The following is a 17,124-nucleotide window of genomic DNA, read 5'->3' as shown; positions in this document are numbered from 1 at the left end:
TTAATTTTTTGGCTCAAATCATATAAAAAAGAGTTTTCTGCTTCATAACATCATTCCATATAAACCCATATCTTTATGAAAACTTAAAAAATCAACACCATGGATCTGCAATTAAAAGGACGAGTCGTACAAATTTTAGAAGAACAATCAGGAGAGGGCAAAAACGGTCCGTGGAGAAAACGAGATTTTATTCTGGAAATTCCCGGTAAATATCCCCGTAAAGTATGTATCACTCAATGGGGAGAGAATATAGATGCGCAGGCTGTTCAACAAAATGCTGAAGTTACGGTATCAATCGATATCCAGAGCCGTGAATACAAAGGCAATTGGTATACTGATGTAAAAGCTTGGAAAGTTGAACAAGGATCAGGAAATCAACAGGAACAAGCGCCGCCACCGCCAAGCGCTGAGGGATTTACAATAGATAAAGACTTCGACGATATGGATGATGATCTTCCGTTTTAAATGATCCCCTCATTTTTTTCAAGGTTCTTAGTCGTTATAATTCTTCTGCTGATTGGTTGTTCGGGAAAAAGAACCAAATCTCCTTCCGAACATTTTTCATGTAATGAATACACTTGGTCTGATGTTCAAACTCTTGTGGAGCCTCATATTTCGGGTGAGCTTTATACTTCCTTGGTAATGCAAGGTCAGAGCTCCGGTTATAAAGTGTCAGCGGCGGCAGATCACGCGATCGCACTAAGCGAAAGTTACCCCGACTCTGTGCTGATCCTTTTAAGAAAAATTCAGAAAGCAGATTGTTGATCGGTGTTCTGCTTTTCTGAGCAATTCTAACACCACTGCGGGATAAATCCCCGGCTGGTATACCTGATTAGATCTGATACTGCATCAACATTCAGTATCAAGTTCATCAGAGAGGACTTTAGTCCGACCGGTTACCTATTAATGAGCTTAAATATCCCGATCCACACAAACGCAGGACTGAAGCCCTTCCCTACCTGTGCTGAAGCTTCGCGCAAGCAGGCTAGCTTATGTACGAGGTTTTTTAAATCCTCCTTTGAAGGAGGATGTTGTGCTGTTTAATAACTTAGAAACCGCACAACATCCCTCTGATATCACACTAGTGTTCGATCGGTCTCCCTTCGAAGGGAGATGTAGAATATCCGCATCAATTCTCTGACCCACCCTTGTTCCCTAAAAACCCTTTGTGCCCTCAGTGGTTTAAAATGAACTTTCCCCTCACCAACCTCCCCGACTCCTACTCACATTCTTCTTCCTGATCAGCTCACCCCTCCTTCATAAGGAGGAGAATTTCGAATCATATTTAAAACAATATCAACGAGTCCTTCTCCTGATGTAGGAGAAGACAGATGAGGTCAAAACAAATAACCACAGAGAAAATTAAGCTTCTTCATCTCAAAACCTTCGTGCCCTCTGTGGTTAAAACAATTCCCAGCCTTTCCTGACCCACCCTTATTCCCTCACTAACTTTAGGGAGGGAGACTCTTAAAATAGATTAGATACCAATATCAAAGTTCCCTTCCCTCAACGAAGGGAAGGGACAGGGATGGGTTTCTTTTCAACACCGAGAACTACCAAAACCTCTGTGCCCTCTGTGGTTTACCCTTTCCGTGCTTTTGTGATTCCTTGGTGACTACCAAGTTTCATTCACCTCTCTATCAAATACGACTTTCTTTACTCGATCTCATAACGCATTACTACATCTGAAAGGCTAACTGTAGCGCGTTGGGTGATTTCTGAATTGGTAATATTATCGAATGTCATTGCTGGCCCAGATGCCGGTTGTGCTATAATTACCACTTCAGAACTGGTTGCTGATTCAATGCTATAAATTCCGTTATCATTTTGAGCCATTGATCCGGAAGCATTTATAGTGTCTGCCTGGAATACTATTGTATTAAATGTAACTCCCTCAAAAGATTTACTCCCTCCACCAAGGGCACTTGGTTTCTGATAGTATGCCTGCATTTGAGCTGCTATTACGGACAGTTCGACTCGAACCACGTCTATGTTGTTTTGTTGTAATGTATTGGACATAGTATTAATAGCCAGTATTGTTGCAATACCCACTATCACTGTCACGAGCAGAATCAACAAAACTTGTTGTTGTCCCATTTAAACTTTTGCTTTAATTGTTATTTAAAAATACAGTTTAGCCCTTTATACACACATATAGTAGTGAGATTTATTTAATTTTAATAAACGCTCATACTTAAAGCCTTTCAAATACTTCTAATTTGCTTCATTAATACTCATCATTTTATATCAAGAGGGCGACTCCCTCAACTTATTACATATTAGTATAAAACGACCATTTTTACCCTTTTAAAGACCTCATCCAATTCCTAACCCGCTGCGGATCAAGATACTGGCTGATATACCAGAGCAAATCTAAAACCTATTCAACATTCAGTATTAAGTTCACCAGTGAGGACTTTAGACCGAACAATCTTACACTTAAAATTATTCTTAATAGATACCCGTAACGCTGCGGGATGAATCCCTGGCTGGTGTACCTGATTAGATCTGATATTCTATCAACATTCAGTATCAAGTTCATCAGAGAGTACTTTAGTCCGACCGGTTACCTATTAATGCGATTAAATGTCCCGCCCACAAAAACGCAGGGCTGAAGCCCTTGCTAGCTTATGCAGAAGTTTCGCGCAAGCAAGCTAGCTTATGTTCGGGGTTTTAAAATCCTCCTTTGAAGGAGGTGTCCGCCGAATGGCGGACGGAGGATGTTGTGGGGTTTACTCGCTCAGAAACCGCACAACATCCCTCTGATCTCACACTAGTGCTCGATCGGTCTCCCTTCAAAGGGAGATTTAGAATCTTCGCATCTATTTTCTGCCCCACCCCTGTTCACCAAAGAATCCTCTGTGGTTTTAAATGAACTTTCCCCCTCACCAACCTCCCCGAAACCTACTTACACTCTTCTTCCTGAGCAGCTCACCCCTCCTGCAACAGGAGGGGAAATTCCGAATCATATTCAAAACAATATCAACGAGTCCTTCTCCTGATGTAGGAGAAGACAGATGAGGTCCAAAACTAACCACAAAGAACACAGAGACTAAATACATTCACCCCAAAAAACCTCTGTGCGCTCTGTGGTTCACTTTCCGTGGTTTACCCCTTTAATTTACTTTCGTGTTTCTGTGCTTTTGTGGCGACAAACCTTACACGTTCCTCTGTAAAATTATCAGAATGACAACTACTAAGCCAAACCCTAAGATTCCTTGTTTGACGAACCATCGGGATAGATCTCAATCAGAGCTTTTTGAATGATTCCGATGGGAGGAGTTTTGGAATCTTATTTACCTTTTGGTCACTGGCGCCTGTCCTGATGAATATCAGGATCTGACAAAAGTGACACCACTAAACCCCATTAAAAATAACCCTTGATTGTACTTTCCCCTCTCCCTAAAACTACCTACACTCCATTAAACCAATTTAAAAAACCATGCGCCAACTCGTTTATACCAAAACCGGAAGTTATGATGTCCTTCAGGTTCAGGAAGTGCCTGACCTGACTCCAAAAAAAGACGAACTCCTCATTCAGGTAAAAGCATCCGGATTGAACTTCGCAGATATACTCGCCCGAAAAGGGCAATATCCCGACGGACCAAAAACACCGTGTGTGATGGGCTATGAAGTCGCAGGAATTGTTACAGAAGTTGGCTTAGAAATTGATAAAAGCTGGGTCGGCAAAGAAGTGATCGGGTTATGCCGATTTAAAGGACAGGCGGAACAAGTAGTGCTGAAAGAAAAACAGGTGTATGAAAAACCGGATAAGTTGTCTTTTGAAGAAGCGGCTTCCATTCCGGTTACCTATTTGACCGCTTGGGCGTTGTTGGTAGCCATGGGCGGACTCCAAAAAGAAGAATCCGTTCTCATTCACAATGCCGGCGGTGGAGTTGGCTTAGCTCAATTGGATATTGCCAAACATATTGGCGCCAGAACCTACGGAACGGCCAGCGAGCGTAAACACGACTTCCTGAAAGAACGCGGATTGGATCATCCCATCGATTACAGAAACAAGGATTGGTACGATGAACTCATGAAACTCACCGATAAACGCGGGGTGGAACTGATCACCGACCCGTTAGGTGGCGACGAATGGAAAAAAAGCTACCGAGCACTACGCGCTACCGGTAGATTGGGAATGTTTGGAATATCTGTAGCCAGTATAAATTCCTCCGGTGGATTAAGAGCCAAGTTCGAACTCATAAAAACGGTGCTGAAAATGCCCACTTTTAAACCGCTTTCTCTGCTCGATAAAAATCGTGGCGTTTATGGCGTAAATCTCGGTCATTTGTGGCATGAATCCGATAAAGCCGCTTTATGGATGAACGCCATTCTGGATGGCGTAGAAACCGGCTGGGTCCGTCCGCATGTAGACAAAACCTTTACCCTCGAAGAAGCCGGCGAAGCCCACCGCTACATCGAGGAGCGGAGGAATATCGGGAAGGTTGTTTTGTTGGTTAAATAAATTATGAATTCATCACAGATCATAGATTCTTTAATAAGCCTAAATCGGGATACCAATCCTAATATTTGGGATGAAAGAACTAAGACTGGCGCTCCTCATAAACCTCTTCTGTTGCTATCTATTATGGATGGAATTGAAAATGGTTGGATTATTTCAAGCCATTTTCAATTCAGTGATTCTATAGGAGAAACTTTTTTCGATTACTGGGAAAACCTTTTTGATGAAAAAAGAGAAACCTCAATCGCTCTTCCTCTTTATCACATGAAAAGTGAGCCTTTCTGGAAACTTATATATAAGCAGGGCGAAAATGAATTCTCTTATTCACCGTCTCTTGGAGCGCTTTTAAAAAGAGTTGAATCATTTGAAATAGATCAGAATATGTTTCAAATAATGTCTGACCCTTCAGAAAATAAAAAGCTACGGTTTCTCCTTTTTGAGAACTATTTTTCAGATGAAATTGCTATACGACTTACTAAAACTCAAGAACTCATTACTAAGAGTTATTCATACTCCAACTCTCTCTTAGGTATGGTCGCCGATCCCTTTTATTTAGATCATAATGATAATCCATTAAAATTCAGCACCGTACATAAACCCGTACGAAGCAAAGGTTTCTCAAGAGTTATACGTAATAATTTTAATGATAAATGTGCGATTTGTGGTGATAGAATAATAACTCCTAATGGTAATTCACTTGTTGATGCAGCACATATTATTCCATGGAGTGATTATAAAAACGATGATCCCAGAAACGGACTTTCGCTTTGTAAATCACATCATTGGATGTTTGACAATTTCATGTTAACCATTGATGAATATTATAAGATAAAGATTTCAAAATACCTGGATATTCCGGATAATATTATTTCAGGATTGGAAGAAAGAAAAGGTAAAAAGATTTTACTACCTGATAACCCGAATTATTATCCTGCGATTGAGGCTGTTTTACTTCACAATAAAAGATTTAAAGAAGTACATGAAAAATGGTATTAATTGACTTGCGATTATACCTCCGCTAAAACTTTTACAAACTCCCCTACAACCCTCATACCAGCTGAATTTTCTTCATTTATTTTGATTTCTTTATAAGAATCATCAAATGAATTAGGTCTTAAGACAATTGAAGAGTGTTTCCAGCCTTCCTCCGAAACTACTTTTTCACTTGAATAGGTCTTGATGGTAAAAGAGGAATTAAAATCTTCGTCTTGAATATCCATATTTTCTACCAAAACAATTTTCCCGTTACGGCTTCCTCCAGTATATGCCTTAAATAAGCAGATTGAGCCATTTGGAATAACTCTATTCATTGATTCACCGACTATTTTACACGCAAAATAATCGATATTAGAATTCATATTTTCTGGGCCTTCTATTAAGGAAAAATCTTTTTCTAATTGCATTTCACTAAACGACCCTGCTGCTGCATAAAAATCATATAACGGAATTGGGTTACTCAATTCTTCTTTTAACATTGGGTCAACAGTAGCTTTTCTTTCCTTGTTTTCGGAGGGAGGCTCTTCGTCAAATGTTTTTATTTTGTCGGTCGTTATATATTGATATAGACTATCAACAACAGGTTGTTCAAGGTTAAATTTAAAATGAACAACCGGTAGATTAGAGTCCTTCATAGTACTTTGTTGAATTGAATTAGGAACTATTGAAGCATCTCCCATAAAATAAAAATCTGTTCCTTCCCCATCTTCCTTTTTTACAAATAGTAAAATGCGGCTGGAGTTCCTCACTTCCCTAATTTCTTTACTCCCAATTTTCCTATTTGATCTTGACTCCCACGCAAATGTAGATTGGTCAATAAAATGATCGTTATAATTAATAGTGTTATCTATTGAGTCTGATTTATGATAAGTAACAAAACACGGAGTGACACCATCCTTTGTTCTGTAACCATATATCGTGCTACTAATATCTTTTTCCCAATTAAGCAATCTACATACATCCTTACGGCTGTATTTATTATAGAGAATTAGACCTTTTTTATAGTTTTCTTCCCTATAAGATTTATTAAAAGCATAGATAGAATAACTAATTGAATCTAATAGAAACTCCCTAAATTTTCTGTTTTTCAAAACGCCTAAGAATTCCTCATAAAAATGAAATTTCCCTCCCTCCTCATAAAGGATTTTTTCTTCTTTTCTAATAAACTTAAAATTCAAATTAGAGATGCAAGATTCTATGGTTTCTTCAGTTATCGAATAGCCGTACTGCTGAAGGATCATATCTCTTAAATCATCTACCGATAATTCATTTAATTCAATTAATGATTTAAGGATAAGACTTTCTTCAACTCGTTTTGAATTGTTTATCTCTTTAGAAAAAAGCTCTAATAGCTTTTCGTGTTGCTTAGATAATTCTAAGCTCTCTAATCTCTCAACTTTTAAATAGAAATTGTAATAAGATTTACTGTAGTCCACGAACGAAAAAGGATCGCGTGAACCATGCTCAATAAAGTCCATCATCATTGGAGATCTACCCAACCTAAATTTCAAAAGATTGTAATCCTTTTTTAAATCGGCGAACAACTGCAAATTGGAAGAATCAATAGATTGAAAGATTCTCTCTTTGGTAATTTTATCGAAATTGATGGTAGAAGCGCCAGGAATCATCCTGCTGCCTTCAGTGATTAATTTCCGCAAAGAATCTTTGTTATATGAAGTATCGCCATACAAAGCGATGGGGATGAGGTAGTTGTTTTCATAATTACCAATAAAATCAATAACAGTTAAATAGTTCTTGCCATCAACTTTTCTTAACCCTCTTCCTAATTGCTGAATAAAAATAATCGCTGATTCTGTGGGCCTCAGCATAATGATCTGATTGATTTTTGGAATATCAATCCCTTCATTGAAAATATCCACAGTGAAAATGTAATCGAGCTTTTCAGTTAGATTTTCTGACTCTAATCTTTCAATTGAATCGGCTCTTTCATCTTCAGAATTATCACCTGTTAAAGCAATTGTTTTAAATCCATTCAAATTGAATAATGCGGACAATTCTATTGCTTCTTTTTTTCTTGAGCAAAAGATTAACCCCCTCGTAACCCCATTATCACTACCATAGAACTTTGCCTGCTCAATAATCCGTTTAACACGTTCGCTTGAGACTAAATAATTGAAGTCCGTTTTTTTATCAATTTCTATGTTGTCAATAGTTAAATCGGTAACACCATAGTAGTGAAAAGGACTAAGCATTTCCTCCTCCATTGCTCTGCTTAATCTTATTTCATAAGCAATGTTGTAATCAAAAATTTGAAATATATCATTGCCATCTGTCCGCTCTGGAGTAGCAGTCATTCCTAAAAGAAACTTAGGTTCAAAGTGCTCGATTAAGCGCAAATATGAATCCGCGCCCGATCGATGAGTTTCATCAATTATGATGTAATCAAAATGGTCTTTCGAGAAGTTATCTAAATGGTTAGTTTTCGAAATGGTTTGAATAGTCGAGAACACAAAATCACAATCCAAGTCTTTCCTGTTTCCCGAATACAAACCCATAGTTTTATCCTTGCCAAAAACACTTTGAAATGTGTTTAGTGAGTCTTTCGCAATGGTCAATCGATGAACTACAAAAAGTAATTTTTTTGGTTTAAAAGCTTTAGCATCAAATGCTGATAAATAAGTTTTTCCTGTTCCTGTTGCTGATATGATTAGCGCTTTATTTTTCCCCTCATCTCTCAATTTTTGTAGGTTTTCTAATGCTTCTATTTGCATTGAATTAGGGCTGACCAGAGGTTGAGACTCAACTATATCTTCAAGTTTACTTTTTCGATTTAGAAGAAATTGACTATGATAGATTTCCTCGTAAGACATAATATATTGTCTTGTTACGGGAGTTCCCTCTTTAAAATCAGAATGAAACTCACGAAGCACTTTCTCGACAATGCCACTTTCGTCTAGTGCAGAAACTTTAATATTCCATTCTTTATTCGTAGATAAAGCCTGTGCTGTAAGATTACTGCTACCAATAATCAGATTATAATAGTCTTTGCTCTTAAAAATGTATCCTTTGGTATGGGTGTTTCCACTTGTAGCTATTCTAAGGTCTATATTTTTAAACTTCAGAAGTCTTTTAAGAGCTTCAGGTTGTGTAAAATTCAAATATTGAGAAACAAGTATTTGACCCTTTATTCCTCGCTGTTCGAGTTCCTTTAATTTGTTGATTATTGCAGCAACTCCACTTGTTGTTACAAACGCAACTGATATAAAAAACTGATTACAGTTTTCAAGCTCATGAAGAATCGTTGAAAGCACCTTTTTGGGTGGGTTCTTTTGATTCATAAGTAATTCAGGCTGATAATTCGAATCTGATAAAATTGTTTTATCAATAAAACCGGTATGTAAGCTATGTTTGAAGCTTTGGGTCAGATCATCCATTCGAAACTAGTTTATCTACTATAGGAATATCCGCTGCTGCCCAATCAAGTGCTGTAAGATCGTTAATTTTCAACCATTTTTGATCTATGTGTTCTTTAAGAATTAACTCTTGAGACTCGACTTCACATTTAAAGCTGTGCATCGTTAATTCAAAGTCTGGGTATTTATGCTCAACTGTTAGAAAGTGGGATCTAATCCTAGAAGAAATATTCAATTCCTCAAATAATTCGCGCTTTAGTGCTTCTTCTCTTGTCTCACCCTCTTCGATTTTCCCTCCTGGAAATTCAAATTTCTCTGATATGTAATGAAGTTTATTTTTTGGCCTCTGAACACATAGTACTTTGTCTTCACAAAATATCACTCCAGCAGCAACTTCAATTTTTTTCATTTTAGCTTTTGTTTTTTGCAATGTAATAAAGTTGTGCATTAACCTTCTTTGGTTTAGAGATCTTTATATGCATACTCCTTTATTTAATAGTCTATTGGAAGAATATCACCTAAAAATTTGACGTAATCTTTCCTATTCAATGTACCCACTTCTTCTTTTTTTTTAAAGTACTAGCCTTTTTAATGTGTAACTTTGATTAGAATATCGCTTTTAAAAGTTAAAGCAAGCCACCAAAACCAAATCCTCCTGCGGGGCGATCAAATACTCTGCACCATTTTCGGTAATCACCACCATTTCTTCCACGCTGATCGTTTTTGCATTGCTTAAGTTAATCAATCCGGGGTTCTACTGATTTACAATATCAATAAGCTCCCTGAATATATATACTGCCGGTTTACGCCCGCTGGCTTCTTCTAAAATAGAGATGATTCCTTCATCTCTTAAAGTGCTTAAAATCCGTGCACTGCTTGCTTTAGGTATTCCTGTAAATCTCTTGAATTCCGAAGATGAAAAAATAGGTGCAGTAAAAATACCATCTAATGACTGAAGTGCATACTGAGAATGTGTGCTTTCAACAACCTTTTGCTTCATTTGTTCATAAAGGTTAAGAATACTTCGTGCTTTTTCTGTATTTGCCCTGGCTTGTGTATCAATGGCTTTTAAAAAGAACTGTATCCATTCTTCCCAGTTACCATCATCACTAATAGCTTTTAAGTGATCATAGTATTCATCTCTGTGCTTTTCCAGATAAGCACTTATATAAAACATTGGCTGGTGAAGAATATTTTTAGAATGAAGGTATAGTGGCACTAAAATTCTTCCAATTCTTCCGTTTCCATCTAAAAAAGGATGTATGATTTCAAACTGTGCATGTATTATTGCCACTTGTACTAAGGCATCATCATCTTCAGCATGCAGGTATTTTTCATACGCGTCAAGGTTTTCCATTAATTTTAATGGTGACGGTGGCACATATCGCGCTTCTTCTATGGCTGCACCCGGCTTTCCTATCCAGTTTTGTATGTTCCTGAATGCACCTCTGGATTTGTTTTCACCACGCACATTATCCAACAATATTGAATGCATTCTTTTCAATAAGTTCAGGCTCATTGGGCGCTCTTCAAGCTCTGCTACTGCAAACGCCATTGCCTTTCTGTAGTTTATTATTTCCCGAATATCCTGATAATGTTCTGTTTCTCTGTTTGGATCTGCTTCAAACTTTAATACTTCTTCTAAAGTAGCTTGTGTGCCTTCAATTTTGGATGATAGTACCGCTTCTTGTGTAGTTAATGGCGATAATAGAACAGCAGGATTTGGAATGGATTGTAATAAACCATCATATCTGGCAATAGCTCTGTTCGCAGGGCCTAAAATCCGTTGGAATTTTTGCCAATCCATATTTTTAATGGGTAAGTCGTGTGGAATAAATGGTTTCACGCTTTATTTCCTAAAGAAGTTTGTGTATCACTTATAAGACGTTAAACAGTTTGTGTATCAAAAACAAATAAATATGCAACACAAAAGATCTTTCGTTGCATAAGTGAGACACAAATTAACTATCTATGTGATACCTCACTCCACCAAAACCAACTCCTCCTGCGGAGCGATCAAATACTCCGCGCTGTTTTCGGTGATCACCACCATTTCTTCCACGCTGATCGTTTTAGATTAAGTACTTAATCTTTTTTCTTGGTTTTTTCTACCAACCTATCAAAATCGGATTCGAATTTTTTATCCTGAATAGGTCTGAATTTCTCATATTCTCCTTCCGCCAATTTCTTAGCCACTTTAGCCGAAATTTTTCCTGCATTTTTAAGAATCTCATAATCATTAAAGTCTAAGAAAGCATCTAACTTCTTTATCCAGTCTTGCATAGTCATTGGAATTTGTCGTTCCGCCTGATTCTCTGCATAATCTAAATACATAGACACTATTCGATTTAACCCGCTAAGCTCTTCTTCTTTCAAATAGTTTTTGGCGACCGAAACATCACTTTTAAGCACTTTTCCTTTAGGGGCTTTTTTCCATGTTTTTAAACCCATATTTGGTTTTTTAGAATCTGCTCTTTCTGTAATCAACTCTGCTGCAGTATGGCCGGTAATAGCCCAGTGTAATTTGTTTTGAACTGTTTTATAAAAAATTCGCGTTATCTCGGCACTTGGGTCGTAGTCTACACTGGCTTCCGCATAAATATCGGTGATCTTTTGATAAAACCGACGTTCCGACGCCCGAATCTCGCGAACACGCTCCAGTAATTCATCAAAGTAATCCTTGCCAAACAATGTCTTGCCTTGTTTAAGACGTTCATCATCTATCGCAAAACCTTTGATTAAAAACTCTTTTAATGTTTTTGTAGCCCACTTCCGGAATTGTGTAGCTTCAACTGAATTTACCCGGTACCCAACTGAAATAATCGCATCTAAATTATAGTATTCAATATTACGAGTTACTTCTCTATCACCTTCTTGTTGAACTGTCCGGAAATTCCGGACAGTTGTTGTTTTTTCTAACTCTAAGGTGTCGTAAATATTGATCAGGTGTTCACTAATCGTTTTTTTGGAAACCCCAAATAAGCTTGCCATTGCTTTTTGGGAAAGCCATACGGTTTCTTCCTCCAAAGCAACGTTAACTCGTACTTCTCCCTGATTTGATGTATATAGTAAAAAGCTTATTTGCTCATCTTTCCCCATTTCAATTTTCCCTTTAATCTTAGAATAATCTGATAGGATCTTCCAATAGATTTTGCATGTGCTTATTTTTGTACGTGTTGCTTTAGCACAGAAAGTAACGGTTGGCTAACTAAGTTGAAACAAAAAGAAGTACTGCTTTACAAACTCAATTCCACACCAAAACCAACTCTTCCTGCGGTGCGATCAAATACTCCGCACCGTTTTCGGTGATCACTACCATTTCTTCTACGCTGATCGTTTTGGTTCCGCCGGATTCTAAGGTCCATGCATGGAAGCCGTCGAATGCGAAGACCATTCCTTCTTTTAAGAGTTTTTGTGCCGCCGGACGTACACTCGGCGATTGCGATCCTCCCAGATTTGGTCCTACATCATGGGCTACATAACCTACCGGATGCCCTGTGCTCCACGGTACATATTCAGAATTGTTTTCTTTCATCAACACTCGTTGTGCCGCATCCACTTCCACTCCTTTAGCTCCTGGTTTCATCGCGTTAAAAGCCGCTCGGTTTCCGGCTCTGGCCGATTCCCAATAGAACTGAATATCTTCCGGCGCTTCGGTCTCACCCTCTTTCAACACATAAGCAAATCGTTGGATATCACTCACCCAGCGACCATACAATTTGATCCCAAAATCGGTCTGAATTACATCCCCGCCCATAATTACTTTATCAGTTGCATGAGAATGACCACGATCCGGTCCGGAATTCACATTCGGATTTTGGGTTGGGTTCCACGCTTCGCCAACTCCGTATTCTTCCATCTTTGCATCCAGAAAAGCGGCTACATCCGCATCGGTCGTCACGCCCGGCTCTATCATTTCGTAGGCTTCCAATTCCCATGCAGCGGTCAGTTCAGCTGCTTTTCTTAAGATCTCTACTTCCGCCGGTAATTTTACCGACAACCATTCATAGATCAGTTCATCCGAAGAAACCAATCTTTTACTCAATTCGGAACCAAGCTGGTTTTCCAGATTCATTCGTTGGGTGTAGCTCAATCCATCTGCCTGAGCGCTACCGGTGCTCGAGTTTATGGCGATCGTTTTAAAGTCTTTTTCTTTGATAAAGTCTACCGCCATACTTACTGCCGATCTCCCTCTTTCAATCGGAATCACTTCGTCGTGAATATCTAATTCATCCAACGCCGTGGATTCTCCGGATGGCGAAAATACCTTGGAATGAAAACCTTCGCTGTCTCGGTAAAACAGAAATGCCGCCGTTCCTCCTGCATTTTCTCCCCCGATGTGATCGGCGATCGGGTCGTTATTGTTTTCCCTGCAGATCACCAACCAGAGATCAACACCCGCTGCTTCCATGGCTTGTGGCAACAAGGTATTAATGCGTTCCTTTCGAATTTCCGGCCAAGGCGATTCTCCCCATTCTATGGGCGGTTTATTATCAGGAGCACAAGCGGAAACGAAGATCAGTAGGACAAATAAATATCGGATCATATAACAATGAATTTTGGAATGAAAAAGAATATCCGGTTTTGGGAACAGGAAACAAAAAGTGAGTCCGGATTTGTATACACATTTGGTATAGCCATTGCACATTTCCATGTAGGGGCGAATCGCGATTCGCCCCTACATGGAATTGAACCCAATAAATCATCCGCAAAGCATACCTGGAAAATTCTCGTGGATATTTTCTGTAAGGAATCCGTCCTCAATCTGTCTAACTGTGTATGATGAAGCAGAAGAAATTACCAAACCGACAATCCATGCGTTTACAGGGTTATGATTATTCCAGCCCGGGATATTATTTCATCACCATTTGTACCAACCAAAAAGAATGTTTATTCGGAGATGTGATCAATGGTGAAATGCATATGAATAAATGTGGTGTGGTTGCACACAATGAATGGTTTAAAACCGAATTAATTAGGGATAATGTTCGATTGGATGAATTTGTGGTTATGCCGAATCATGTTCATGGGATTATCGAAATTATTGATAAAAACCCAATCGTAGGGGCGAATCGCGATTCGCCCCTACGTAATAAAATTGGAATCAATAATTCATTTTATAAATCCAAATTTGAATCACCATCAAACAATATTGGAGCGATCATTCGGGGATACAAATCATCCGTCACCAAACAAATCAACCTAATCCGTAAAACACCGGGGACCAAAATCTGGCAGCGGGGTTATTATGATCACATCATCCGAAATGAAGAATCGTTGTTTTACATCCGGGAATACATCAAATATAATCCGATGAATTGGAATACAGATCGGTTTTACCAAAACAGGTAATTTGTGAATCCGGTTCGCCGTCGGAAATGAATATGTATTCGGGAACGTGATCAACGGGGAAATACGCATGAATGAATGCGGGTTGGTTGCGCATGATGAATGATTCAACACAAAAACCATTCGTGACAATGTAAATTTGGATGAATTTGTGGTTATACCAAATCATATCCATGGAATTATCGAAATTATTGATAAAACCCCATCGTAGGGGCGAATCGCGATTCGCCCCTACGGATCCGCATATTGATAAATGACAGCGTTTATCGCACAAAATTTGAATCACCATCAACCAATATCAGGGTTGGGATTTATTTCGTATTAATCGCTGATGAGCTCTAAATACCCCTCCAGATCAAACACATCCATCGGCGACTCTTTTCTGAGATACAGTGGGTGGTGTGGATGACCGGCTTTGGAAATGTTTCCTCTGGTAAAATATCTGCATTTATTTTGTTTGAGGACTTCTGCGATGTCTTTCATGCATCTGGATAGATATGGTCGCTTTTCGATCAGCGTTCCCCACGCGCACCAGACGTCTAACCCGCTTGGAAGCTCTGCCAAAAGATCGGCAATTGCAGCGATGTTCTTCTCGTGAATAGGCTTCTGGAAGTTCTTATGCATTTTATCCGGGTTGGTGGCTCTTTGCGGATAAAGATTGAACATCAACCAACCGTCGTAGCCTTTTTCTTTTGCATACCTGGCAACGGAGGCCACTGTCGGATCTAAATTTCCCGGAACAGCTGTACTTGGATTCACCCCGAAGCAGATCAATGGATTGTTACCTTCTTGTCCTAAAGAATAACGGCTTAGCGGTTCATCATGATCGTAGACCCAGGGTTTATTTTCGAACAAAACTTCTTATTCCTTTAATTTAAATCTATAACGTTTCTGATATTTTACATCCGCAGAATCTGCCCTTAAACCTAATAAGTCTTTTACATAGAATTCCTTATCACAAACTCTTTTACTGATATAATCTTCGAGCTTGTTCAAAGATTCTTTACTAAGGCCTCTACCAATTGTGATATGTGGTGTTGAAATAAGGCTGTAGAACTGTTTGCTGATTCTGAGTTCTTTGTTTTTGATATAAAGTTCTTTTCTTATCTCCTTAAGTTCTTCCGGGTAATCCGTTTCAAGATAAAGAGTGCCTGAGGTTTCGAATACTTTTAACCCTTTCACCCGCATTCGGAACGCCGGAATGGCAATAAAAAGACTTTGCCACTGTTCAGTAATTCTTCCCTCATTTCCAGTAGTCAGAACACTTTTGCATATTGTTATATGTGGCGTTGAGGTTCTGGATTTATAAACCCCTATTATTTTTTCAACCTCTCGCTTTATCTCCCATGCTATGCTCATTATCTCATCAGGAGGAGAGATTACGATCAGATGATCTACCTTTTGTGTGGTCGGTATTTCAAGTTGAAACTGCATTATCTTTACGCAAACCTATCCGCTAATCTGTTTATCAAATAACCACTTTCGTTTAGTGCCTGAGTTGCGAACTTTCCAAAGAAATCAGTTACTCCTTCAAATTCTCTGATGAATCCTTCCCTATCATTCTGTTTTACCAATTCCGCCAGTTTTTGGTGGTGCTCAAAGAATTTCATAAGAAGATCGCGCCGTTCTTCATTGGCAAAAACAATATCCGCATAAAGTTCTGCACTTTGTGCAAAAATACGTCCTGTCATCATCATTTCCGCCCGGTAAATGGGGCTGGAATATTCGAGCATATCGCTTGGACGAAGATCATATTCTTCCATGAAGGAACCGTGAAGCAACGCCACAAAGTGTCGAAGTCCCTGCACCATATGCATTACATGATCGTGCTTGTTTTGGTCCGCTTTAATTACGCGCATTCCCCAAAGTTCACATTGCTCCACAAACCAATCTGCTTCCTCTGCATTTCTACCGGGACAAACTACCATCAACTGTTTGCTGAGATTTTGAACGTCCGGTCCGTGCATCGGATGCAATCCGACTACTGGTCCTTCGTGACACTCCAGCATCTTTTCAATTGGCGAAGATTTGTTACTTGTGAAATCTGCCAGAATAGTTTTTTCTGATAGCCTACCTTTCAATCGCTCTATCACTTGCTCCGTAATTTTGATAGGAACAGTTACGATCACCATATCAAGTTTTGGAGCTATTTCTTCCAGCTCGTACCAATTGGATTTATCGATAGAATAAGCTTTGTGTCCTGTTTGATTCGTGATCTTTTTGTAGAGTTTTCCCATCCCTCCTTCACCACCGATGTACAAGATATGCTTTGGTTCAGCGGTAGCGATCGGAAACTTATCCTGAGATTGTTTGTCCCGGGATGAAGTCATGATCATCCTTAAAAAATCTTCCGCCCATTCAGGATCGATTCCTTTTTGTTGAGCCATTTCTTTGAACGACGCTGATTTCTCATCTTCACGTTTCGGCACAAAAACCGGCAACTGGTTTTCAACTTTAGTTTTGATGACTGCATTTACAACCTCTGCCCGTTCTGACAGAAGATCAAGGATCTGTTCATCGATTTCGTCAATCCTTTTCCGGGATCCTTCCAGTGCTTTTTGTTTGTCTGACATTCTGAATTTTTCTTGTTTTCCGCTGCTAATATAGCAGTTTGATCGTTCTACTTCTTCACTCTATTTTGGTAGCCTTAGGATTAATAATTCTATCTTTACTGCACAAATCGTAAAACCTAAGATTCTTTGTTTGACGAACCATCAGTATGGATATCTGTCAACGCTGATATGTCACTTCTGATGGGAGGAGTTTAGAATCTTATTGACCTTTTGGTTACTTTTGGGTCAAGCCAAAAGTAACATCCTCCAAAATGACGAAGTAGATTGAGTTCAAAAGTCTCTTGAATTATAAAATCTATTCCCAATCCCGGAACGAATCCTCCTTAATTTTGCGTACCTTGTGTGTTGCTTAAAGATTTAAATA

16 protein-coding genes are annotated in these 17,124 nt (G+C 38.9%); 7 read left to right on the top strand and 9 right to left on the bottom strand.

Annotation, left to right across the window (positions count from 1 at the left end; genetic code table 11):
* Positions 1–99 precede the first annotated feature (99 nt).
* Complete coding sequence (locus A8B79_RS09970) at positions 100–465, top strand: DUF3127 domain-containing protein (protein WP_066221826.1); 366 nt, start codon at positions 100–102, stop codon at positions 463–465.
* Positions 466–765 carry a hypothetical protein gene (locus A8B79_RS09965; RefSeq protein ID WP_066221824.1) on the top strand — a complete coding sequence of 100 codons (300 nt, stop codon included), beginning with the start codon at positions 466–468 and terminating at the stop codon, positions 763–765.
* A gap of 891 nt (positions 766–1,656) precedes the next feature.
* Here the strand turns inward: A8B79_RS09965 and A8B79_RS09960 are convergent.
* Positions 1,657–2,097, bottom strand: coding sequence for a hypothetical protein (locus A8B79_RS09960; RefSeq protein WP_066221821.1), 441 nt, complete (start codon positions 2,095–2,097; stop codon positions 1,657–1,659).
* 1,345 nt (positions 2,098–3,442) lie between these two features.
* Here A8B79_RS09960 and A8B79_RS09955 point away from each other — a divergent pair.
* Positions 3,443–4,471, top strand: coding sequence for a synaptic vesicle VAT-1 family membrane protein (locus A8B79_RS09955; protein WP_066221817.1), 1,029 nt, complete (start codon positions 3,443–3,445; stop codon positions 4,469–4,471).
* Between the two features lie 3 nt (positions 4,472–4,474).
* Complete coding sequence (locus A8B79_RS09950) at positions 4,475–5,464, top strand: HNH endonuclease (RefSeq protein ID WP_066221814.1); 990 nt, start codon at positions 4,475–4,477, stop codon at positions 5,462–5,464.
* A gap of 11 nt (positions 5,465–5,475) precedes the next feature.
* Here A8B79_RS09950 and A8B79_RS09945 read toward each other — a convergent pair whose 3' ends face one another.
* The 3 genes from A8B79_RS09945 to A8B79_RS09935 form a co-directional block, all read right to left on the bottom strand.
* Positions 5,476–8,859 (bottom strand): DUF3427 domain-containing protein, encoded by a 3,384-nt coding sequence (locus tag A8B79_RS09945; protein WP_066221808.1) that lies wholly within the window; start codon positions 8,857–8,859, stop codon positions 5,476–5,478.
* Positions 8,852–9,247 (bottom strand): (deoxy)nucleoside triphosphate pyrophosphohydrolase, encoded by a 396-nt coding sequence (locus tag A8B79_RS09940; RefSeq protein WP_066222864.1) that lies wholly within the window; start codon positions 9,245–9,247, stop codon positions 8,852–8,854. Before A8B79_RS09940 ends, A8B79_RS09945 begins: the two co-directional genes overlap by 8 nt.
* Before the next feature lie 345 nt (positions 9,248–9,592).
* Positions 9,593–10,645 carry a Fic family protein gene (locus A8B79_RS09935; RefSeq protein WP_201118562.1) on the bottom strand — a complete coding sequence of 351 codons (1,053 nt, stop codon included), beginning with the start codon at positions 10,643–10,645 and terminating at the stop codon, positions 9,593–9,595.
* Positions 10,646–10,787: 142 nt separating this feature from the next.
* Here A8B79_RS09935 and A8B79_RS16335 point away from each other — a divergent pair, with 142 nt between their 5' ends.
* Positions 10,788–10,919, top strand: a complete 132-nt coding sequence (locus A8B79_RS16335; RefSeq protein WP_268872939.1) for a hypothetical protein — start codon at positions 10,788–10,790, stop codon at positions 10,917–10,919.
* Positions 10,920–10,923: 4 nt separating this feature from the next.
* Here the strand turns inward: A8B79_RS16335 and A8B79_RS09930 are convergent, their stop codons facing one another.
* Positions 10,924–11,937, bottom strand: coding sequence for a virulence RhuM family protein (locus A8B79_RS09930; RefSeq protein WP_066221803.1), 1,014 nt, complete (start codon positions 11,935–11,937; stop codon positions 10,924–10,926).
* A 145-nt stretch (positions 11,938–12,082) separates the two neighbouring features.
* Positions 12,083–13,384, bottom strand: a complete 1,302-nt coding sequence (locus A8B79_RS15955; RefSeq protein WP_066221800.1) for a M24 family metallopeptidase — start codon at positions 13,382–13,384, stop codon at positions 12,083–12,085.
* Positions 13,385–13,402: 18 nt separating this feature from the next.
* Here A8B79_RS15955 and A8B79_RS09920 point away from each other — a divergent pair, with 18 nt between their 5' ends.
* Both A8B79_RS09920 and A8B79_RS09915 read left to right on the top strand, forming a co-directional pair.
* The gene (locus A8B79_RS09920) at positions 13,403–13,621 is read left to right on the top strand and encodes a hypothetical protein (RefSeq protein ID WP_153038415.1); all 219 of its coding nucleotides are present in this window, start codon (positions 13,403–13,405) and stop codon (positions 13,619–13,621) included.
* Positions 13,618–14,190 (top strand): transposase, encoded by a 573-nt coding sequence (locus A8B79_RS09915; RefSeq protein ID WP_066221792.1) that lies wholly within the window; start codon positions 13,618–13,620, stop codon positions 14,188–14,190. The genes A8B79_RS09920 and A8B79_RS09915 overlap by 4 nt, the downstream gene beginning before the upstream one ends.
* Positions 14,191–14,508: 318 nt before the next feature.
* Here A8B79_RS09915 and A8B79_RS09910 read toward each other — a convergent pair whose 3' ends face one another.
* The 3 genes from A8B79_RS09910 to tyrA are packed head-to-tail and all read right to left on the bottom strand — an operon-like array spanning position 14,509 to position 16,760.
* Positions 14,509–15,042, bottom strand: a complete 534-nt coding sequence (locus A8B79_RS09910; RefSeq protein WP_076782579.1) for a DUF1643 domain-containing protein — start codon at positions 15,040–15,042, stop codon at positions 14,509–14,511.
* Between the two features lie 6 nt (positions 15,043–15,048).
* Positions 15,049–15,621 (bottom strand): 2'-5' RNA ligase family protein, encoded by a 573-nt coding sequence (locus A8B79_RS09905; protein WP_066221788.1) that lies wholly within the window; start codon positions 15,619–15,621, stop codon positions 15,049–15,051.
* Positions 15,622–15,626: 5 nt separating this feature from the next.
* The gene (gene tyrA, locus A8B79_RS09900; protein ID WP_066221786.1) at positions 15,627–16,760 is read right to left on the bottom strand and encodes a bifunctional chorismate mutase/prephenate dehydrogenase; all 1,134 of its coding nucleotides are present in this window, start codon (positions 16,758–16,760) and stop codon (positions 15,627–15,629) included.
* Between the last annotated feature and the right edge of the window lie 364 nt (positions 16,761–17,124).

The organism is Balneola sp. EhC07 (assembly GCF_001650905.1).
GTDB lineage: Bacteria > Bacteroidota > Rhodothermia > Balneolales > Balneolaceae > Balneola.
This window is presented reverse-complemented; position numbering and strand designations above follow the sequence as displayed.